Genomic DNA, 21,042 nt, shown 5'->3' with positions numbered 1-21,042 from the left:
GTGTTTTTTTTAAGCTAATTTTTCTCGGAGTTTTTTAAAATAGGCAAAGGCTTTTACCAAACGACTGCCGTACCAGGAAAATAGCGCTCCGTCTACAAAAACGGTTTTGGCATGATGCGTAAATCGACCTACTTCAAAGGCGTGTTCATCTGTAAAAGGAAAAGGCTCAGAGGACAACAACACCAAGTCGGGGTCGCCTTGCAGGCGGATTTTTTTGATTTCCACTTCAGGATACCTCCCCGGGCAGTTTGGATTGTTCTCGTAAATATTCTCAAACTTATTCACTCGTAACATTTCGTTAATAAAGGTATTGCCGCCGGCTACCATATACGGATTAGCCCAAATAAAATAAGCCACTTTGTACGAAGGCCGGTCTTTGATGAAACGTTGAAAATCTTGTTGTGCAAATTGAATTTTATCAACCCATTTTTGTGCTTCGGTTCTTTTATTGAATAACTCCCCAAAATCGGATATCATTTTATAGTTGTCTTCTAAAGTAATGATATTGGTTACCCAAACCGGGCAAATTTCAGATAATGCGGCTACTATCTCAGGCGTGTTTTCTTCCTTGTTCGCTATGATGATATCGGGTTGCAGCAATCGAATCTTCTCGACATGGACTTTTTTGGTGCCACCAATGATTTTTTTAGTGGCTTTAAAATGATAGGGATGCACGCAGAATTTAGTGATTCCGACTATGTTCTCTTCCAACCCCAAATCGAATAACAACTCCGTAAGTGACGGCACTAACGACACTATATGCTTGGGCATGGTTTGAAAAAAGTGAACGGTTCCGAATTGGTCTGTGATTTCTATTGCCACGAAAACACTAAAAATTTTATGAGTTAAATAGAGGCTAAATGCATAATATCCCGCATTTCCTGCTGTAATTTAAGGGCTTCTTCCCTGGCCTTTTCAGCAAAGTCAGATTCCCCGGAAGCATAAATAATACCTCTGGATGAGTTGACCAATAACCCTACTTCATCATTCATACCATATTGGCAAACTTCCGAAAGGCTACCGCCTTGGGCCCCAACTCCGGGTACTAACAAGAAGCTCTTGGGAATAATTTTTCTGATTTCCGCAAAATACTCGGCTTTGGTCGCACCAACCACATACATCAAACGATGGCTGTTTTGCCAAGTTTTCGAAGTTCTGATAACTTTTTTATACAACTCTTCGCCTTCGGTTTGCTGGGTTTGAAAATCAAAAGCGCCTTCGTTGGAAGTTAACGCCAACATAATAGCGTGTTTGTTTTCAAAAGTGAGAAACGGCTCTACCGAATCTTTTCCCATATAGGGCGCCACAGTAACACTGTCAAAATTCAAATCTTCCAGAAACGCTTTGGCATACATGGCAGAGGTGTTTCCGATATCGCCGCGTTTGGCATCGGCTATGGTAAAAATTTCGGGATGTCTTTCATTAATATAATCAATCGTTTTTCGCAACGATTGCCAACCTTTTAAACCATGCGCTTCATAAAAGGCCATGTTGGGTTTATAGGAAACACACAAATCGTGCGTAGCATCAATGATGGCTTTGTTAAATTCGAAAATCGGATCTTCGGTCGTTAGTAAATGCCTTGGGATTTTGTTCAAATCGACATCCAAACCAATACATAGAAAAGACTTTTTGTGTTGGATTTGTTCAATTAGTTGTGTTGTTGTCATAATAAAGTGTTGTGCCGCAAAGGTACAAATTGGAATGCTAAAAGTGAAAATTTTGTAACACATCCCCAAAATTATATAACGCCTTTTATTGTGGTAAAAATAACTTTGTAATGCTAATAATTAGTAATGCCTTAATTTATTATCGCTATTATTAAAGTTGGGGTTAGAGAGAAAAAAAAGCCGTATGTATTTACGGCTTTTTTGATGGAAATAATTTGTTACATTTATGAATTCTTAAATTTCAAAATGTTCCTATGAAGATTTACATCAAATTTGACTTTAATACTGTTTGCCGAAAGGTGCTGGAGGACCAATTAGAGAAGCACAAAATAAAGCATCGTATATTGGGTTTCGGTGAAGTTGAAATTTTAGAAAAGACCGAAACCGTAGCCTTTTCCGCGTTTACTGCTGAACTTGCCGAATACGGCATCAGCATTATTGAGAATCAAAAAACAGTTTTGGTTCAAAAAATAAAAGATACCATTCTTGAGATGATTCACAATCCCGAATTAGTTACTGTCAAAAGTTCTGTTTATTTATCCGAAAAATTAAGTCACAGTTACGGGTATCTTTCCAATTTATTTTCGGATGTTACCTATACGTCAATCGAAAATTACATCATTATTCAAAAAATTGAACATGCCAAACAACTTATGGTAAGCGGTCAACTAAGTCTAACCGAGATTGCCTTTAAACTAAACTATTCGAGTGTGGCGCATTTGAGTACACAATTTAAGAATGTGACCGGTATTACACCGTCGGCATTTCAACGAATCATCAATAAGAGAAAAGAAATAGCCTTAAAAAAATAAACTATGCAGAAAGAATATATACATATTATTTTGGCCGATGACGACGAAGATGACAGGCTATTTTTTACCGATGCTTTTGAAGAATTAAAAATCAATACCAAAGTCAACACTTTTGCTGACGGTGTAGCGTTAATGAATTATTTAAACCAGCCCGATGCTGTTTTGCCCGACGTGCTTTTTCTGGATTTAAACATGCCCAGAAAAAACGGTATTGAATGTTTGGATGAGATTAAAAGCGATGAAAAATTTAATGATATCGCTATTGCCATTTTTTCAACCTCTTCTTCAGAGGAACATATCGAAGAAACGTTTGTACGTGGGGCCAATATTTACATTAAAAAACCAAGTGATTTTGCGACACTCAAAAAAGTATTATCGGATGTAGTCACCCTTAATTGGCAATACCATACGTCCGGATTGAACAAGGATAATTTTTTAATGCGAATCTAAATTCAGCCTCATGAAACTCCATGCATTTTACAAATCACCTACCTTTCTCAAAAGTGTTTTTGTGGTTTCTATATTTGCGATTTTTTTCATATCAGCGGTGACGTTCAAACACATCAATCTGCTCAATAATTCCTCTAAATGGGTCACCCATTCTTACGAAGTAAATTTGGAACTTGAGCGCTTATTTTCGTATTTAAAAGATTCGGAAACCGGACAACGCGGCTTTTTAATCACCAAAGATTCTACTTTTTTAGAACCGTATTTGCACGCCAAAGAAAAAATCGATCGCTCGTTTAAAATCGTTAAAAGTTATACCAAGGATAATCCGCTGCAGGAAAATAACATCCGCAAATTAGAATTCTATATTAATAAAAGACAAAATTATCTCTCCAAAACACTTCATATGTCGCTCAACCGTTCCCTGAGTGATGAACAATTAAAAGAAAAGATGATTATCGGAAAATTGACTATGGATAGTGTTCGCAGTCATATCAACGAAATGATTCTTTTAGAAAAAAAGAATCTTATTGCCCGCGAATTGAGTTATAAAGACACGATTAAAATCACCCCTATTTTTGTCTACATAACGCTTTTGATTACCTTAGTATTGATATCCATATCTTATATTCGAATCAATAAAGATTTGGAAAAAATGCAAGTTTCCAACAACCGCCTCAAATTACTGAATGAATCGAGCAGTTTGGCCGAGATGGTGGGTAATTTCGGAAGTTGGCAACAAGATATTACGACCGGCGTATTTACTTTTTCTGATAATATTTACCGTCTTTTGGGCTGTGAACCGCAATCTTTTAAAAAAGGACAAGACGATTTTATCAAGTTTGTCCATCCCGAAGACCGTCATACCTTTGAAGGGTTAACTTCCGAACAAATAGACAACAAAAATTTACCCGCTTTTACCTATCGTGTGACTACCAAGGATAAGAAGCTGCGCTATTTCAGAACTACCGGCAGAATCGTAACCAATAAAATGGGTAACGATCTTTTAATAGGAACCACAAGCGATGTCACCGATGAAGTATTGTCGTCTTTATCCTTGGAACAACAAAACTTGGAGCTTGAGGCCAGTAATAAAGAATTGTTGGCATTTAATTACGTGGCCAGTCATGATTTGCAAGAACCGCTGCGTAAAATTCAAACTTTTATCTCCCGTCTTTCGGATAAAGAATACGACAAACTTTCGGATAATGGTAAAGAATATATCAACCGAATACTCTCATCGGCCGAACGCATGCGCATTCTTATTGACGATTTACTGCAATATTCGAGAGCCAATAAAACCGAAAAAGTATTTGAGAAAGTCAATCTGAATGATTTGCTCGAAAATGCCAAAGTCGATTTAGCGCAATCTATCGAAGAAAAAAGCGCCGTTATCGAACATGAATCGTTGCCCAAGATGACGGTTATTCCGTTTCAAATTCAACAATTGTTCATCAATCTTATTGGCAATTCATTAAAGTACAGCAAAGACAATGTACCACCCAACATCAAAATCTCTTGTCAGAAAGTAACCGCCACCGAGGAAACTCAAATTCCGAAAAACACCAAGGACAAGTTTTATAAAATTACGTTTGAAGACAACGGCATCGGCTTTGAACAAGAATATGCCGAAAAAATATTTATTCTTTTCAATCGTTTACACAACAAAAACGATTATGCGGGAACCGGAATCGGACTGGCCATTTGCAAAAAAATTGTGGAAAACCATCGCGGTTTCATTTTTGCTAAAGGAGAGCCCAATATAGGAGCCACTTTTACCATTTACTTGGCCGATAATTAAATATCACTCCGGGACTTAAGAACGTTGTAATGGAAATTGTATAACAATTCGAAAAATTGTTGTAACGCAAAAACCTTCATTCGGCTGCAACTTTGTATTCTGATAATCAAACAAATTATTGTGTAACCTACAACGTTGTCTTATGAAAAATATAGCCCTATTCTTCATCGTAAGTTCCCTCCTAACTGTCAATGCACAAACTACAGAAAACAATCCAAAAGTAGTTGCGGCAACATCAAACTCCGAAATACGTTACTACTATTTTCCAAACATGGAAGCGTATTATGATATGGAAAATCAGGTTTTCCGTTATCAGCACAACAAGACTTGGATGGTAAGCCCTCAATTACCGCCTAATTACGGCGGCTATTCTTTGTATAAAAATGAAAGAGTCGTTCTCACAGATTATTACGGCGACCATCCGGAGCAATTTATCAAAGAGCACCGCAAACAATATCCGTACAATCCGAAAGGACGCATTAAGAGACCGCAACCTGAGTTTAACGATAATTTTACCGCTGTTTTAGAATAGAATACAAAATATAAAAAACCATATCATGCAAAACTTATTATATACCATAGCTGTAGTGCTCATTGTACTCTGGCTTTTAGGATTCCTGGTGTACAACGTAGGATCGATGATTCACATCTTACTTATTATCGCTGTGATTGCCGTATTGTTAAAAATCAGTAAAGGAAAAGAAATATAGAAACAAAACGACGCCACTATTAATTCATTTCAACACCATGAAAACACTATGTTGCAATCCTTTGCGAATGCTTGTAGTTTTCGGACTATTGGCAAGCACGGCGCTTTCGGCTCAAGAAACGGCGTCTAAAAATTATGATCAAGGCTTCCGATTAGGATTCGGAATAAACGGCGGATTACCGCTTCATGAACCGTATGACTATAATTTAGGTGGCGATATTCGACTCCAATACGATTTATCCAAACGCTACTCCATTACACTGACGACCGGTTTCAGCAATTTTTTTGTCAGTGGAAAAGACAATGATTTAGGCTACATCCCAACCAAATTAGGATTTAAAGCTTTTGTATTGAGAGACAAATTGTATTTGTTGGGCGAAGCCGGATATGCCGTGACTGTGACTAATGATTACCATGAAAACTCCTTTATTATCAGTCCGGGTATTGGTTATGCAACGGATATCATCGATATTAGTTTGCGCTACGAATATTACAACGACTTCCCTATCCTGGAAAACAACACCGAAAATACCGGTTTGGGACAAATTGCTTTGAGAATTGCTTACGGGTTTAGGCTGTAATACCCGTTAAGTCATAAAAAAGGCTAACAAATGTTAGCCTTTTTTTATTTAGTATACTTCGCTTTCTTTAAGCTTCTCGGTGTTAGCTACCAATTGCAGTTCGTCAATCATCTTTTGAATATTTCCGTTCATGAAACCGTCTAAATCAAAAATGCTTAATCCGATACGGTGATCAGTAATACGCCCTTGTGCATAGTTATAGGTTCTGATTTTTGCCGAGCGGTCGCCGCTGCTTACCTGAGAGTTACGTTTCTTCGCGTCCTCTTCCTGCTTTTTGGCCAATTCCATTTCGTACAAACGCGAACGCAATACGGTTAAAGCTTTGTCCTTGTTTTTGTGCTGCGATTTTTCATCCTGACATTGGGCTACCAATCCGGTTGGAATGTGTGTCATACGTACGGCCGACTTGGTCGTATTCACCGATTGTCCGCCCGGTCCGGAGGAACAGAAAAAGTCGATACGCACATCATTCATGTCAATTTGTACGTCGAATTCTTCGGCTTCCGGCAAAACCATAACGGTGGCGGCAGATGTGTGTACGCGGCCTTGGGTTTCGGTCTGCGGTACGCGTTGTACACGGTGTACCCCGGCTTCAAACTTCAAGGTACCGTACACATCTTCACCGGTAACTTCAAAAATAATTTCTTTGAAACCACCTGAAGTTCCCTCATTCATATCGACTACCGAAGTTCTCCAGCCTTTGCTTTCGCAGTATTTGGTATACATACGGTACAAATCGCCGGCAAAAATAGAAGCTTCATCCCCACCGGTTCCGGCGCGGATTTCCACCATAACGTTCTTGGCATCTTCCGGATCTTTCGGAATCAACATAAACTTGATTTCTTCTTCCAATTGCGGCAAACGCTCTTTGGCTTCGTCCAATTGCATTTTGGCCATTTCCACCATTTCGGCATCCGAACCATCGGCTATAATTTCGTTGGCTTCTTCAATATTTCCGGTGACATTAATAAGTTCCTCACGTTTATCCATGAGGGCTTTCAATGTCTTGTATTCCTGATTTAACTGTACATAACGCTTTTGATCGGCAATGACATCGGGTTGAATAATCAAATCCGAAATCTCATCGAAGCGTTGTTTTACATATTGTAATCTTTCTAACATTGTTGCAGTTTTCTTTTAAAAGTGTGCAAATTTAGACAAAATAAAGCAATAAATTTTATTTTTTTTGGAGCTGTTACCGGCTATTCGTTACAATCTTTTTGTCCCAAATAAATTCGGAACAAAAAGGATTTCCACTACTATCCGAGCTAGTACTGTAGTGTTTTTTTTGTACTATTGCAATACTAATTCACCATTATGAAAAAATCAATCCTTATTATAGCTATTGTTGTATTCGGTTCATGCCAAAACAAATCCGACAAACAATTTGAGAAACTCGAAAAAATGAATTGGCTTATCGGACAATGGGAAAATACTACGCCTGAAGGGTACTTAACGGAGACGTGGAGCAAGGCAAACGACAGCACTTTCTCGGGACAAGCCTATTTTATTATTAAAGAGAAAGATACGGTGCATAACGAGACTATCATACTGACACAAGTAAATGAGGAGTTGATTTACCGACCAACCGTAAAAGGACAAAACAACGATGAGCCGGTCGACTTTAAACTGACTTCTGATACAGAGAACCGTTTTTCTTTCGAAAATCCGAAACACGATTATCCCCAAAAAATAGTCTACAAAAAAGTCAATGATAAATCATTAATAGCCACTATTTCGGGTGTTCAACAAGGAAAATCAAGTAGCGAAAGCTATCCGATGAACAAGAAATAACCCACTGGTTCCTGATACATTACTCAAAGTCTCGCCTAAACAACGAGACTTTTTTCATTACTAAAACTTAGTAAATCAATAGCTTAAAAAATATTATTTGTATTTAGTCTAAATAAGTTTTGATAATCCAAATCGAGTTTTTAGATTTGCATTATTATTTTAATTTAATCTAAATAAGAATGAAAAAAATACTAATCCTAACAACCGGTCTTTTATTGTCGATAGCAAGCGTTGGTCAAGAAACAAAAAAAGATACGATTACCGCTTTGAAAGAAGTTGAAATCAACACCAACAAATACAAATACAAAAGAGAAAAAAGTACAACGGTATCCAAAATGCCGCTGAACAACATTGAAAATCCGCAAGTATATAACACTGTAACGAGCGAATTATTAAAAGAACAAGTCATAACTAACTTTAACGACGCCTTAAAAAACGCAACCGGTATAACCCGATTGTGGGAATCCACCGGTCGGGGCGGCGATGGTGCCGAGTTTTATACCATGAGAGGTTTTTCCTTACAGCCCACTATGGTAAATGGTTTGCCGGGTATCAATAACGGAAGCATCGACCCGATTAATGTCGACAACATCGAAGTCATCAAAGGGCCATCAGGAACGTTGTTTGGCAGCAGTCTGATTTCTTACGGAGGGTTAATCAACATCGTAACCAAAAAACCGCACCAAAACTTTAGCGGTGAAATCGGATACAATGCCGGAACGTATGGTATGGACCGCATAACAGCCGATGTGAATGTTCCGTTGAATAAAGATGTGGCGGTGCGCATTACTTCGGCTTACCAAAATGAAAACTCGTTCCAAGATGCCGGATTTTCCAAATCACTTTTTTTCGCGCCATCTTTAAGTTATAAGGTGAACGACAAGTTATCGTTTTTGATTAACACCGAATTCACCAACAGGACTTCGGCCAATGCACCGATGATTTTCTTGAGTCGATATTCACCTTTATCATTCAATTCCATCGATTTATTCGAACAGAATTACAAAAAATCATACACGTCAAACGAGTTGACTATCAGCAATCCGACCTTCAACATGCAAGCGCAAATGCAGTACAAATTATCGGAGCAATGGACATCGCAAACGGTTCTATCCCGAAGCAACAGTAAAACCGATGGGTATTACTCCTATTTATGGGATTCGGCTAATGGTGACGAGTTTACCCGATTCATTTCTAAACGAAACGGACAAACCTTGGCGACCGATATTCAACAAAATTTTATTGGTGATTTCAAAATCGAAGGCTTAAGAAACCGAATGGTTATCGGTGTAGATTACTACAAACAAAACATCCTGAACGGAAGCAACAATTGGGTTGGTGCCGGAACGATTTCTCTGGTAAACCAAACCGATTCGGGTGAAGCCAACTTAACGCAAGCCGGCATCGATAACCTATTGGCCGGAAGTTTTGAACCTAATTCGGACACCGAATCACAAGTGGTTAGTGCTTATGTTTCGGATGTCATCAACATCACCACCAAATTATCGGTTATGGCCAGTTTGCGTGTAGATGAATTCAGAGGAAAAACATCGGCTTACGCTGCCGAGGAAGTGAAAAGTCAGATTGCGGTTTCCCCAAAATTCGGAGCCGTGTACCAAATTATTGAAAATAAAGTTTCGGTTTTCGGAAATTATATGAACGGTTTCAGAAATATTGAGCCCGGACAAAGAGCCGACGGTCCAACCAACACTGTAGCCACGACTTTCGATCCGGAACAAGCCAACCAATACGAATTCGGATTAAAAACCAACTTGTACAAAGACATTATTTCCGCTTCACTCAGCTATTACGACATTAATGTTAAAAATCGATTAATGGCCGATGCTACGAATCCGAATGCTTCGGTACAAGGTGGCGAAGTAGAAAGTAAGGGTGTAGAATTGAGCGTAACGGTAAACCCGGTTAAAGGGTTTAACATCATCGGTGGTTACAGTTACAACGACAGCGAAGTAACCAAAGACAATACCGATAGCGGCTATCTAGGCTTGCGTCCGGAAGAAGCCGGGCCGAAAACCTTAATCAATTTATGGGCGAATTACTACTTTACCGAAGGAAAACTAAAAGGTTTCGGTTTAGGAATTGGCGGAAACCATGCCAGTGAACACAAAACCTTAAACAGAGCCAATATTGGCACCTTCACTTTACCCGACTATACTATTTTGAATTCGGCTTTATCTTATAACAACGATAAATTCAACATTACTTTAAAAGTAAATAATTTATTTAATGAAAAATATTATACCGGTTGGTCAACCGTTACCCCACAACGCTTGCGAAGTGTAACCGCCGGATTGACATATAAATTTTAATCGTTATTAAAATTTGGTTTTTTGTTTGTTTAATGAAACTCCTCATTGCGGTGAGGAGTTTTTAACCGCTGTAAATGAGAAAATTCGGCTTTAAAAAAATTATTAGAAACCTCCATCTTTGGTTGGGATTGACCTCGGGTAGTATTGTTTTTGTTATTGCGATAACCGGTTGCTTGTATGCTTTTCAAGAAGAGATTCAGAACATCACCGAAACCTATCGCTTTGTCAAAAAGGAAAACAAACCCTTCCTCCTGCCCACTGAATTAGAGCAAATTGCTCGTGCCGAATTGCCCTGGAAATCACTACACGCCATCAAATACAATGGCGAAAGTCGGTCGGCTGAGGCTATATTTTTCAGTCACGACGACGAAAACAAGCAAAAGGATTACTACGATATCATTTACTTAAATCCGTATACCGGTGAAATTTTGGAAGTAGCCGATATGTATTCGGGCTTCTTCCGATGGGTTTTAGATGGCCATTTTTATCTGTGGTTACCACACGAAATTGGGCAAACCGTTATAGCCACTGCAACGCTTATTTTTCTATTCATGTTAATTACGGGACTAATTCTTTGGTATCCGAAAAATAAAAAAGCGGCCCAACAACGCTTTTGGTTTCGCTGGAAGGATGGTTTAAAATGGAAACGCAAAAACTACGATTTGCATAACATTACCGGTTTTTATGTAATGTCCATTGCTTTAATTTTTGCCATAACCGGTTTGGTTTGGGGCTTTCCGTGGTTTGCTTACGGCTACTATACTTTAATCGGTGGCGAGAAATCGTTGGTGTATCAAGACCCAATTTCGAAGAAAGAAGTTGGCTATACTGCTGTTGAAAAACCTTTAGATAAAGTTTGGCTCCTCATGCAAAAAGAATACCCGACAGCCCAATCTATTGAAGTCCATCCGCCGGAAACCGATTCCAGCTCGATAGCCGCCAACGCCAACTTGGACAAAGGCACTTATTGGAAAACCGATTATCGCTATTTTGATCCATATACATTAGAAGAAAAAGAAGTCAATCATATCTATGGAAAACTACAAAATGCTACAATTTCCGATAAGCTCATCCGAATGAACTATGATATTCATACCGGCGCCATATTGGGGTTACCGGGTAAAGTTTTTGCGTTCCTGATTAGCTTATTGATTGCCAGTTTACCTGTTACCGGCTTTTTAATTTGGTATGGTAAAAAAAAAGGGCGCAGACTAACGTGAATAATTTTTGAACATATAAATCCAAATCATCCGCGAAAGCCGGATATTGAAACAACTGAGCAGCACAATCACCACCGCGATAATAGGTACAATTCTCAAATCGAAAGTCTTTTCAAAAAACGGACTTGATATCAGATAAGTAATAATGCCTTGCCCGACGGTTAAACCGTAATTCACAAACATAGCACCGAAAAAATAACCCGGCTCTTTTTCGAATTTAAAGTTACAATGACTGCAGTATTCGTTCATCTTCGGAAAACCCAAACTAAAAAAGAAACTCTTGTCGGCAAACACCTTCCCTTGGTGACAATTAGGGCACTCGTTTCGAAATATGTGGTAAAGACTCTTAAGCATGATTCTTTTTTTGACAAAGATAAATAGTCTATCCTAATCAATTGTTTAGTATCTTCGCTAATAATAGCACAATTACGACATTTTGAAAAAGAATCCGGTTTACAGTATTGATAATTTCAAAGCCAATCCAGGTAAAGAAAAGCTCTATATCAATACGTTTCAAAACCATCTAACGGCACATAGCTTTATTGAAAAACCGCATCGGCACAATTTTTACCTGCTGGTTTTATTCACCAAAGGCAGCGGTTCTCATGAAATTGATTTTACTAAATACACCATACAACCCGGTAGTTTGTTTGTATTACAACCCGGACAAATGCATCATTGGCAATTATCGGATGATATTGAAGGTTACATTTTCTTTTACTCGCAGGAAATTTACAATCTGTATTTTGGCAACAAAAAAATAGAGGATTATCCGTTTTACCAATCGGTGATGAACCAACCGGAGATTATTTTTCAAACCGATGAGTTGGCCGCAATACTGCCCTATTTCGATTTAATGATTCACGAAAGTCAAAGCAGCCATCCCAAAAAAGATGAAAAATTATTGAACCTGCTCGATTGTATTCATATCGAAATCTCCCGAAAATATCTTGCCGAAGTAACGCATACGGCGCACTCGTATAACTACAAAATTCAGCAATTGGAACAACTCTTGGAGCAATATTATACAACCGAAAAATTGCCTTCCTTTTATGCTGAAAAAATGAATATCACGCTAAAGCATCTGAACCGAATCAGCAAAACTATTTTGAACCAAACCGTAACCGAACTCATTGCCAATAGGGTTGTTTTGGAAGCCAAACGATTGTTAACTGATGCTTCAAAAACCATTAATCAAGTTGCTGATAATTTGGGGTTTGAAAATTATTCCTATTTTACTAGACTATTTAAAAAACAAACTGGTATGACACCGAGTGAATTTCGAAAAAAGGTAAATTGAAAAACCCGTTCAATAATGAACGGGTTTCTGATTATTTAACTCTTTTGAGATATCTAAAATCTAATTCTTAGTCGGTATATTGGCCAAAATCTCTAAGAAAAATTTCCAAAATTTTTGAGACGATTTTATCGAGGCTCTTTCATCCGGACTGTGCGCGCCGTGGATGGTGGGTCCGAATGAAATCATGTCCATACCCGGATAATTGGTACCTAAAATACCACATTCCAATCCGGCGTGACACGCCACTACATTGGGTTTGCTTCCGTTTTGTTTTTCGTAAATATCTACCAAAACATTTAGGATTTCGGAGTTCACATTCGGGGTCCAACCCGGATAGCTCCCACTGAATTCCACCTCACAACCAAACAACTCATAGGCCGAACGCAATGCATTGGCCAAATCCATTTTAGAGCTTTCTACCGAAGAACGGGTCAAATTCTGAATCGAAATGGCACCGTCTTTCACAATTACACGGGCAATATTGTTGGAGGTTTCCACCAAATCGGCCATATCAGCACTCATACGGTAAACGCCGTTATGCGCCGCATAAATCGAACGCAACAACCCTTCTTGCACGCCTAAATCCATGACTTTCGCCGGTAAATCGCTCTTTACTATTTCGATGGTCAAATTGGGTTCCGTCGTTTTGAATTCGGTTTTAATATCGTTGATAATTTCCTGCATATCAAACACAAAAGCCTCGTCGTACATGCCGGCCACAATTACTTTGGCCACACTTTCACGCGGAATCGCATTGCGCAAACTGCCACCGTTGATTTCGGCAATTTGCAACCCAAAATTTTCAAAACCGTCAAACAATAAACGGTTCATAATTTTATTGGCATTACCCAAACCTTTGTGAATATCCATTCCGGAATGTCCGCCATTCAAGCCTTTCACGGTAATCGTATACCCTACCGAACCTTCGGGAGTTGCTTCTTCATGATAGCTTCTGGTCGCAGTAACATCAATCCCTCCGGCACATCCGATGTCAATTTCATCATCTTCTTCGGTATCTAAATTCAACAGAATTTCACCTTTTAAAATCCCGCCTTTTAAGTTCAAAGCACCGGTCATTCCGGTTTCTTCATCTATGGTAAATAAAGCGTCAATAGCCGGATGCGGAATGTCTTTACTTTCCAAAACAGCCATAATAGCGGCTACGCCCAAACCATTGTCAGCACCTAAAGTGGTTCCTTTGGCACGTACCCAATCACCATCTACATACATGTCAATGCCTTGGGTTAAAAAGTCAAAAACGGTATCGTTGTTTTTTTGATGCACCATGTCTAAATGTCCTTGCAACACCACGGTTTTTCGATTTTCCATTCCCGGTGTAGCCGGTTTACGGATGATAACGTTTCGAATGTCGTCTTCAAAAGTTTCCAATCCTAAACTCTTTCCGAAGTTTAGCATGAATTCAATGACGCGCTCTTCTTTTTTTGACGGGCGCGGTACCGCATTTAAATCGGCAAACTTGTTCCAAAGGGCTTTGGGTTCCAGGTTTCTGATGTCTTGGCTCATTTTACTGTTGTCGTTTTTAATTTTCAGAGTGCCAAAGTTACAAAGTTTCGCGTCGCTCTAAATGGATTTGTGATTATATTTACATTTTAAAATTCACCCTTGAAACGCAAATACATACTTCCTTTATTGCTGCTGGTTCAGATTGTTTTTCTGAAAATTATTGCCTTTTTCCCCGAGACCGTAGAGCGGTTGTACAGCAATGGCTTGTATGTATGGATTTCGCGTTGCTCCCGAACCGTATTAGGCAGTATTCCGTTTTCAGTGGGCGATGTTATTTATGGCATTATCATTACCTATGGCGTAGTATGGTTTTACAAAAACCGAAAAATGCCTTGGAAAGAAAAGCTGTGGAAAACTTTGAGTTTTATTTCAGTAGCCTATTTTATATTTCATTTTCTATGGGCATTTAATTATTATCGTGTACCGCTTTTTGAAAAGATGCAGATACAAAGAGAATATTCGGATGCCGATTTAATTGCCTTTACCGAGAAACTGATTGTCAAAACCAACACGATTCACCAAGCCATAACTAAAGATCGTACGCAAAAAGTAATCAATCCCTACACACAAGACAGTATTTTCAAACTGACTCAAAATGGTTTTGATAAATTGGCGCAGCAATATCCTATTTTTCAATATTCCGTTCCAAGTCAGAAAAAATCACTCATCAGTTTGCCATTAACGTATATGGGATTTGGCGGTTATCTCAATCCGTTTACAAACGAAGCCCAAGTTAACGACAAACTACCTATGTATGGTTTCCCGAACGTGGTTTGCCATGAGATGGCGCATCAAATAGGATTCGGAAGTGAAAGCGAATGTAATTTTATCGGCTTTATGGCTTGTATGAAAAATGACAACCTGTATTTTCAATATGCGGCGCTGACTTCAGCATTGCGTTATTGTATGTCGAATATCGGGATGAAAAACGAAAAGGAATTCAACCGTTTGAAAGTCAAAATCAATCCGGGAATTTTGGAAAATTACAAAGAAAGTGAACGGTTTTGGGAACAATACGACACGGTAATCGACAAAGCTTTTCATGCTTTTTACGACCAATATTTAAAATCAAACCAACAAGAAGATGGAATTGACAGTTACAGTAAGTTTGTAGACTTGTTGGTGAATTATTACGAAAATAAAGAGATACAATAGTGTATTTTCAAAAAGATTAGGTTTTGCTGCATAAGAACCTTCCGTTTTTCCGACTAAAAATCGGAACACTCTATCCAGTTGAGCTAATGAGCTTCTCTATTCTGATTCTGCTCTTCCATTTCTTGACCTCGATTTCTCTTTTATAGGCTACTGATTTATCATTATACTCCTCAAAGTAAACAACTATCCAATCTTTAGCCTTTGAAGTAAATCCGGAATGATTTGATAAATGCTTGCGCAGTCGCTCTTCCAATGGTTCAGAAGTATGACCTACATAAAATTTGTCTGTTAATTTTGAATGTAAAATATAGAAGTAAAACATAACGGAACAAAAAAAGCCGTTGCAAACAACGACTTTGATGTGATCCAGTCAGGATTCGAACCTGAGACCTACTGCTTAGAAGGCAGTTGCTCTATCCAGCTGAGCTACTGGACCATTAAGAATCTAACTTAGCCTTCGACCTTCCCGATTGGAAATCGGGATGCTCTATCCAGCTGAGCTATGAGACCCTGCAAAGAAAATACTTTGAAAATTGTCGGGGTGGCAGGATTCGAACCTGCGACCTCCTGGTCCCAAACCAGGCGCGATAACCGGGCTACGCTACACCCCGAGAGCGGAGAGACAGGGACTCGAACCCTGGCGACGGTTACCCGTCGACAGATTAGCAATCTGCTCCGTTACCACTCCGGCACCTCTCCTGTAATTTTCAATTTTGTAAAAGAACTTTTTCTTTAAGCGGTTGCAAATGTAATTTATCATTCTATAATTTACAACTATTTCATTTCTTTTTTTAGCATTTAAACCAAATTATTCCAAAATAAGTTCACTATCAATAAACTACAGCCTTGACATTTTCAATAATCCGCAACCCCTGAAGATTTATTGGCGTTTCAATTCATTATTTTCCAATAAAAGTTTAGCTTTGCATGACATTTGATATTAAGAGGAGACCCGAAACCATAGGTCGAACAGTGTGAAATAAATGTCCTGCGGACATTCGGAAAATATACTTAATACTGGTGTTAATACATTAACAAACAACTAAACATCATGAGCAAAAAAGTAGTTATTGTATCGGCCGTCAGAACACCCATCGGAAGTTTCATGGGGAGCTTATCTACCGTTACTGCAACACAATTGGGCGCCGCAGCAATAAAAGGTGCTTTACATAGAATTAATTTAGATCCGAATTTAGTAGACGAAGTATTAATGGGGAATGTAGTCCAAGCCGGCGTAGGTCAGGCTCCGGCTACGCAAGCGGCAATATTTGCCGGATTGCCCAACACAGTTCCCACTACAACCGTTAACAAAGTATGTGCCTCCGGAATGAAAGCCGTAATGCAAGGCGCGCAAGCTATTATGACCGGTGATGCCGAAATTGTGGTAGCCGGTGGTATGGAAAACATGAGTTTGATTCCGCACTACGTTCATTTAAGAAACGGGGTGAAATTTGGCCCAACCAGCATGGTTGACGGCATGCAAAAAGACGGCTTGACCGATGCTTACGATGGAAACGCTATGGGTGTTTGTGCCGATTTGTGTGCTTCAGAATACGGTATCAGTCGTGAAGAGCAAGATGCCTTTGCCATTCAATCGTATGAGCGTTCAGCTAAAGCCTGGGCGGAAGGCAAATTTGACAACGAAGTCGTTCCGGTAGAAATTCCGCAACGTCGCGGTGAGCCAATAGTATTTGCCAAAGACGAAGAATTCACTAATGTGAAATTAGATAAAATACCGGCCTTAAATCCGGTATTTACCAAAGACGGGACGGTAACGGCCGCCAACGCATCTACGATTAATGACGGAGCAGCGGCTTTGGTTTTGATGAGTGAGGAAAAAGCACAAGCTTTAGGATTAAAACCTTTAGCCTATATCAAGTCTTACGCCGATGCCGCACAAGAGCCAAAATGGTTTACCACAGCACCGGCCAAAGCGTTACCGAAAGCCTTAGATAAAGCCGGCATTTCATTGGCTGATGTGGATTATTTCGAATTCAACGAAGCTTTCGCTGTGGTTGGTTTGGCTAACGCCAAAATCTTAGGCTTAGATAATAATAAAGTCAATGTAAATGGTGGCGCGGTTTCTTTAGGCCATCCACTGGGTTGTTCGGGTGCGCGAATCATTGTAACCTTGATTAATGTTTTAGCCCAAAACAACGCAAAAATCGGAGCAGCGGCTATCTGTAATGGTGGCGGTGGTGCTTCTGCTATTGTCATAGAAAGAATTTAAAAAAAATTACGAATTACGAATTATGAATGACGAAACAATTCATAATTCGTAATTTATAATTCATAATTGATTTAGATGTTTGCCATTTGTAACCTCGCCATAATTCCTTTACGAGCCGAACCCAGCGATCGAAGTGAAATCGTTTCGCAAGTGTTGTTCGGCGAGCATTTTGAGATTTTGGAGAGACAAAACCAATGGGCCAAAATCAAATTACAATACGACGATTACGAAGGTTGGGTCGACTCTAAGCAATACCAAGTCATCTCCGAAAAAAGCTTTACGGATTTATCCAAAGAAGCTCTTATCCTCAATGCTGATTTGGTAGAATATGTGACCAATGCCAAAAACATGCTCTTGCCTATTCCGCTCGGTGCCTCCTTGTCGTTTTTGCATCACAGCGAAATCAATACCGAAGGATTTGAATTTGAAGGCATGCGAACCAGCGGCGTAAAACCCAAATCTGATTTGATTACCACGGCTTACCTGTATTTAAATGCACCCTATCTTTGGGGCGGCAAAACGCCTTTCGGAATTGACTGTTCGGGATTTACCCAAATGGTCTACAAACTCAATGGATATCACTTGCTGCGCGATGCCTCGCAACAATCCACACAAGGCGATGCCTTGAGTTTTATTGAAGAAAGCGAACCCGGCGATCTGGCTTTTTTTGATAATGAAGAGGGCAAAATCATACACGTGGGCATCATGATGGAAAACAATTACATCATTCATGCCAGCGGTAAAGTCAGAATCGACAGATTGGACCATTTAGGAATCTACAATGCCGAACAAAACCGGCATACACATCGACTCAGAGTTATCAAGAAAATCATATAAACCGTCAAGTAACACCTTGACGGTTTTCTTTTTGCATTTTTGTCAAAATATCATTCTTATTTCCTAAATTTGGTTAGGATACGGGTTTAATTTTAATCTATGGAGAACAATTCCAAAGTGGCAACATCACTTCAAACCTTTTTAATTGAAACTGGCGAACTCTCCTATTTCACCGCCCGTTTCTTTAAAGAATTGTTCAATCCACCCTTTGAACTCAAAGAATTTTTACGTCAATGCTACAACATGGGCAATCGTTCTCTCTTGTTGGTAAGCGTCACCGGATTTATTATAGGTTTAGTGTTTACCTTACAATCCCGGCCGACTTTAGAAGAATTCGGAGCCGTTTCCTGGATGCCGTCCATGGTGAGTATTTCCATCATTCGAGAAATCGGCCCCATCATTACGGCTTTAATTTGTGCCGGAAGAATCGGTTCGGGTATTGGTGCCGAATTGGGTTCGATGCGGGTTACCGAACAAATTGACGCTATGGAAGTTTCGGGAACCAATCCGTATAAATATTTAGTTGTTACCCGAATTTTGGCTACCACTGTCATGTTACCGATATTGGTTTTCTTTGGCGATGCTATTGCTATTTTTGGTTCGGCTATGGTAGAAAACATCAAAGGGAATGTTTCTTTCTTACTCTATTTCAATCAGGTTTTTGATAGTTTGCAATTCAGCGATTTAATCCCGACTACCTTTAAAACCTTCTTTTTTGGTTTTGCGATTGGATTGGTCGGTTGCTATAAAGGATACAATTGTAAAAAAGGCACCGCCGGAGTTGGATTAGCAGCCAATTCTGCAGTAGTTTATACTTCTATGCTGTTGTTTATCATAGATTTCATCGCCGTATTTGTCACTAATATTTTTTATGGTTAGCCCAATGGACAAAAAGCCTATTATCGAAATTAAAAATCTTCGAAAAAGTTTTGGAGACAACCACGTCCTCGAAGGGTTTAACATGAATTTATATGAAGGCGAAAACTTGGTCATCATGGGAAAATCGGGTTCGGGAAAATCGGTCATGATTAAGTGTTTGATTGGTTTGGAAGAACCGGACAGCGGTACCATAATGGTAATGGGTAAAAACATTAATCAACTCGAACAATGGGAATTAGACGAGTTGCGAACCGAAATCGGTTTTTTATTCCAGGGCAGTGCTTTATACGATTCGATGTCGGTTCGGGAGAATTTAGAATTTCCGTTGCGCCGTCATACCAAAAAGTTCGGCATCATCGAAGACACTACTCCATTGGTCATGGAAGCCTTAGAAAATGTAGGTTTAACACACGCCATCGATTTAATGCCGAGCGAATTATCGGGCGGTATGAAACGTCGTATTGCTTTGGCGCGGACGCTGATTCTGCAACCGAAAATCATTTTGTACGATGAACCCACCACAGGTTTGGATCCCATTACTTCGAAAGAGATTATTTTGCTGATGATGTCTATTCAGAAAAAATACAATACCTCTTCGATTATTATCACACATGATGTGGATTGTGCCCGAGTCATCGCCAACAGAATGATACTGCTGATTGACAATATTAATTATGCCGAAGGAACTTTTGAACAATTATCTACTTCCGAAGATCCGAAAATCAAAGCCTTTTTTAAGTAATTTAGTCTCATGGAAAAAACAGCTTCACAAAAAATTCGTTTGGGTGTATTTGTTATTATTGGTTTAACATTGTTTGTACTTGCCGTTTATTTTATCGGAAACAAACAACAAATGTTTGGTAAAACCGAACAATTGACGGCTGTTTTTAATAACGTAGCCGGATTGCAATTGGGCAATAATGTCCGCTATTCCGGTATCAATGTCGGTACCGTACGCGGAATTGAAATTGTAAATGACTCCACTATTAATGTAGAAATGCAAATTGATAAATCGGTTTTCTCGCATATCAAGAAAAACGCTGTGGCTACCATTGGTTCTGACGGATTAGTTGGCAGCGTCATCATCAACATCATTCCCGGAAAAGGAATTGCAGCTCCGGTAGTACCGGGAGATTTCATTCGTTCTAATAATCGTGTTCGTACCGATGATATGTTGAACACACTTAACGTAACCAATCAAAATGCAGCGCGATTAACTGCCGATTTATTAAAAATCACCAATGACATCCACCATGGAAAAGGAACTATTGGATTGTTACTTCGCGATTCGGTTATGGCGAAAGATTTAAAAGAAACCATCCATAATTTAAAAATCACAAGTCAAAAAACGAGTCAAACTATGGACAACCTTAACCGTCAAATTGCCGGTTTGGATAACAAAGACAATGTAATTGGGGTTTTGAAAGATACGGTTGTCGGTAATAAAATCAGGCATGTGGTAACCAACTTAGATTCGTCGAGTCAGGAAATTACCAAAGTGGTAGCCAATTTAAATGCCACTATTACCAATATCAAAGAGGGAAAAGGAGCGCTGAATTATTTGTCAAACGACCCGAAATTGGTCAAACAAATCGATTCTACTATGACCAACATCAATCAAGCCAGCAAAAAACTCAATGAAAATTTAGAAGCCTTAAAGAGCAATTTCTTATTTCGAGGCTACTTTAAAAAACAAGAAAAAGCCAAGAAGAAAGCTGCTGCTAAACAATAGAAACAAAAAAAAAATCTGCGT

At 39.1% G+C, this 21,042-nt stretch carries 21 protein-coding genes and 3 tRNA genes; 16 read left to right on the top strand and 8 right to left on the bottom strand.

Annotated elements, in window-relative coordinates:
- Positions 1–9 precede the first annotated feature (9 nt).
- Positions 10–771, bottom strand: a complete 762-nt coding sequence (locus QHT84_RS06020) for an ABC transporter substrate-binding protein (RefSeq protein WP_283238714.1) — start codon at positions 769–771, stop codon at positions 10–12.
- Between the two features lie 74 nt (positions 772–845).
- Positions 846–1,670 carry an orotidine-5'-phosphate decarboxylase gene (gene pyrF, locus QHT84_RS06015; protein WP_283238649.1) on the bottom strand — a complete coding sequence of 275 codons (825 nt, stop codon included), beginning with the start codon at positions 1,668–1,670 and terminating at the stop codon, positions 846–848.
- 254 nt (positions 1,671–1,924) lie between these two features.
- Here pyrF and QHT84_RS06010 point away from each other — a divergent pair, with 254 nt between their 5' ends.
- The 6 genes from QHT84_RS06010 to QHT84_RS05985 all read left to right on the top strand — a co-directional run bounded on the left by QHT84_RS06010 (position 1,925) and on the right by QHT84_RS05985 (position 6,020).
- Positions 1,925–2,482, top strand: a complete 558-nt coding sequence (locus QHT84_RS06010; RefSeq protein WP_283238648.1) for a helix-turn-helix domain-containing protein — start codon at positions 1,925–1,927, stop codon at positions 2,480–2,482.
- Positions 2,483–2,485: 3 nt separating this feature from the next.
- On the top strand, positions 2,486–2,932 hold the full coding sequence (locus QHT84_RS06005; RefSeq protein WP_283238647.1) for a response regulator: 447 nt from the start codon (positions 2,486–2,488) through the stop codon (positions 2,930–2,932).
- 10 nt (positions 2,933–2,942) lie between these two features.
- On the top strand, positions 2,943–4,730 hold the full coding sequence (locus QHT84_RS06000; protein ID WP_283238646.1) for a sensor histidine kinase: 1,788 nt from the start codon (positions 2,943–2,945) through the stop codon (positions 4,728–4,730).
- Positions 4,731–4,872: 142 nt separating this feature from the next.
- A complete protein-coding gene (locus QHT84_RS05995) occupies positions 4,873–5,262 on the top strand; it encodes a hypothetical protein (protein WP_283238645.1) in 390 nt (129 codons plus the stop codon).
- A gap of 25 nt (positions 5,263–5,287) precedes the next feature.
- Positions 5,288–5,440, top strand: a complete 153-nt coding sequence (locus QHT84_RS05990; protein ID WP_283238644.1) for a lmo0937 family membrane protein — start codon at positions 5,288–5,290, stop codon at positions 5,438–5,440.
- 37 nt (positions 5,441–5,477) lie between these two features.
- Positions 5,478–6,020 (top strand): hypothetical protein, encoded by a 543-nt coding sequence (locus QHT84_RS05985; RefSeq protein ID WP_283238643.1) that lies wholly within the window; start codon positions 5,478–5,480, stop codon positions 6,018–6,020.
- Between the two features lie 48 nt (positions 6,021–6,068).
- Here QHT84_RS05985 and prfA read toward each other — a convergent pair whose 3' ends face one another.
- On the bottom strand, positions 6,069–7,142 hold the full coding sequence (prfA, locus tag QHT84_RS05980; RefSeq protein ID WP_283238642.1) for a peptide chain release factor 1: 1,074 nt from the start codon (positions 7,140–7,142) through the stop codon (positions 6,069–6,071).
- Positions 7,143–7,337: 195 nt separating this feature from the next.
- Between prfA and QHT84_RS05975 the strand changes: the two genes are divergently transcribed.
- From QHT84_RS05975 to QHT84_RS05960, 4 genes are all read left to right on the top strand, one after another.
- Positions 7,338–7,814, top strand: a complete 477-nt coding sequence (locus QHT84_RS05975; RefSeq protein ID WP_283238641.1) for a DUF6265 family protein — start codon at positions 7,338–7,340, stop codon at positions 7,812–7,814.
- 179 nt (positions 7,815–7,993) lie between these two features.
- Positions 7,994–10,144 (top strand): TonB-dependent siderophore receptor, encoded by a 2,151-nt coding sequence (locus QHT84_RS05970; protein WP_283238640.1) that lies wholly within the window; start codon positions 7,994–7,996, stop codon positions 10,142–10,144.
- Positions 10,145–10,218: 74 nt separating this feature from the next.
- Positions 10,219–11,364, top strand: a complete 1,146-nt coding sequence (locus QHT84_RS05965; RefSeq protein WP_283238639.1) for a PepSY-associated TM helix domain-containing protein — start codon at positions 10,219–10,221, stop codon at positions 11,362–11,364.
- A 436-nt stretch (positions 11,365–11,800) separates the two neighbouring features.
- Positions 11,801–12,664 (top strand): helix-turn-helix domain-containing protein, encoded by an 864-nt coding sequence (locus QHT84_RS05960; protein WP_283238638.1) that lies wholly within the window; start codon positions 11,801–11,803, stop codon positions 12,662–12,664.
- A gap of 60 nt (positions 12,665–12,724) precedes the next feature.
- Here the strand turns inward: QHT84_RS05960 and QHT84_RS05955 are convergent, their stop codons facing one another.
- The gene (locus QHT84_RS05955) at positions 12,725–14,188 is read right to left on the bottom strand and encodes an aminoacyl-histidine dipeptidase (protein WP_283238637.1); all 1,464 of its coding nucleotides are present in this window, start codon (positions 14,186–14,188) and stop codon (positions 12,725–12,727) included.
- 99 nt (positions 14,189–14,287) lie between these two features.
- Between QHT84_RS05955 and QHT84_RS05950 the strand changes: the two genes are divergently transcribed.
- The gene (locus QHT84_RS05950; RefSeq protein WP_283238636.1) at positions 14,288–15,343 is read left to right on the top strand and encodes a DUF3810 domain-containing protein; all 1,056 of its coding nucleotides are present in this window, start codon (positions 14,288–14,290) and stop codon (positions 15,341–15,343) included.
- 70 nt (positions 15,344–15,413) lie between these two features.
- On the opposite strand, the gene QHT84_RS05945 is transcribed toward QHT84_RS05950, so the two are convergent.
- The 4 genes from QHT84_RS05945 to QHT84_RS05930 form a co-directional block, all read right to left on the bottom strand.
- Entirely contained in the window at positions 15,414–15,665 is a 252-nt protein-coding gene (locus tag QHT84_RS05945) for a GIY-YIG nuclease family protein (RefSeq protein ID WP_283238635.1), read from the bottom strand.
- Positions 15,666–15,705: 40 nt separating this feature from the next.
- Positions 15,706–15,779: transfer RNA gene (locus QHT84_RS05940), tRNA-Arg, on the bottom strand.
- Between the two features lie 100 nt (positions 15,780–15,879).
- Positions 15,880–15,954, bottom strand: a tRNA-Pro gene (locus QHT84_RS05935).
- A 4-nt stretch (positions 15,955–15,958) separates the two neighbouring features.
- Positions 15,959–16,042 (bottom strand) — tRNA-Ser (locus QHT84_RS05930).
- 352 nt (positions 16,043–16,394) lie between these two features.
- Here QHT84_RS05930 and QHT84_RS05925 point away from each other — a divergent pair.
- From QHT84_RS05925 to QHT84_RS05905, 5 genes are all read left to right on the top strand, one after another.
- Positions 16,395–17,573, top strand: coding sequence for an acetyl-CoA C-acyltransferase (locus QHT84_RS05925; RefSeq protein WP_283238634.1), 1,179 nt, complete (start codon positions 16,395–16,397; stop codon positions 17,571–17,573).
- 75 nt (positions 17,574–17,648) lie between these two features.
- The gene (locus QHT84_RS05920; RefSeq protein WP_283238633.1) at positions 17,649–18,410 is read left to right on the top strand and encodes a C40 family peptidase; all 762 of its coding nucleotides are present in this window, start codon (positions 17,649–17,651) and stop codon (positions 18,408–18,410) included.
- 99 nt (positions 18,411–18,509) lie between these two features.
- On the top strand, positions 18,510–19,289 hold the full coding sequence (locus QHT84_RS05915) for an MlaE family ABC transporter permease (RefSeq protein ID WP_283238632.1): 780 nt from the start codon (positions 18,510–18,512) through the stop codon (positions 19,287–19,289).
- On the top strand, positions 19,282–20,031 hold the full coding sequence (locus tag QHT84_RS05910) for an ABC transporter ATP-binding protein (protein ID WP_283238631.1): 750 nt from the start codon (positions 19,282–19,284) through the stop codon (positions 20,029–20,031). Before QHT84_RS05915 ends, QHT84_RS05910 begins: the two co-directional genes overlap by 8 nt.
- A 9-nt stretch (positions 20,032–20,040) precedes the next feature.
- Positions 20,041–21,021: an MlaD family protein gene (locus QHT84_RS05905; RefSeq protein WP_283238630.1), complete on the top strand. Its 981-nt coding sequence runs from the start codon at positions 20,041–20,043 to the stop codon at positions 21,019–21,021.
- Positions 21,022–21,042 lie beyond the last annotated feature (21 nt).

Origin of the sequence: Flavobacterium sedimenticola (assembly GCF_030053345.1) — a bacterium.
In the GTDB taxonomy this organism is placed as follows: Bacteria; Bacteroidota; Bacteroidia; order Flavobacteriales; family Flavobacteriaceae; genus Flavobacterium; species Flavobacterium sedimenticola.
This window is presented reverse-complemented; position numbering and strand designations above follow the sequence as displayed.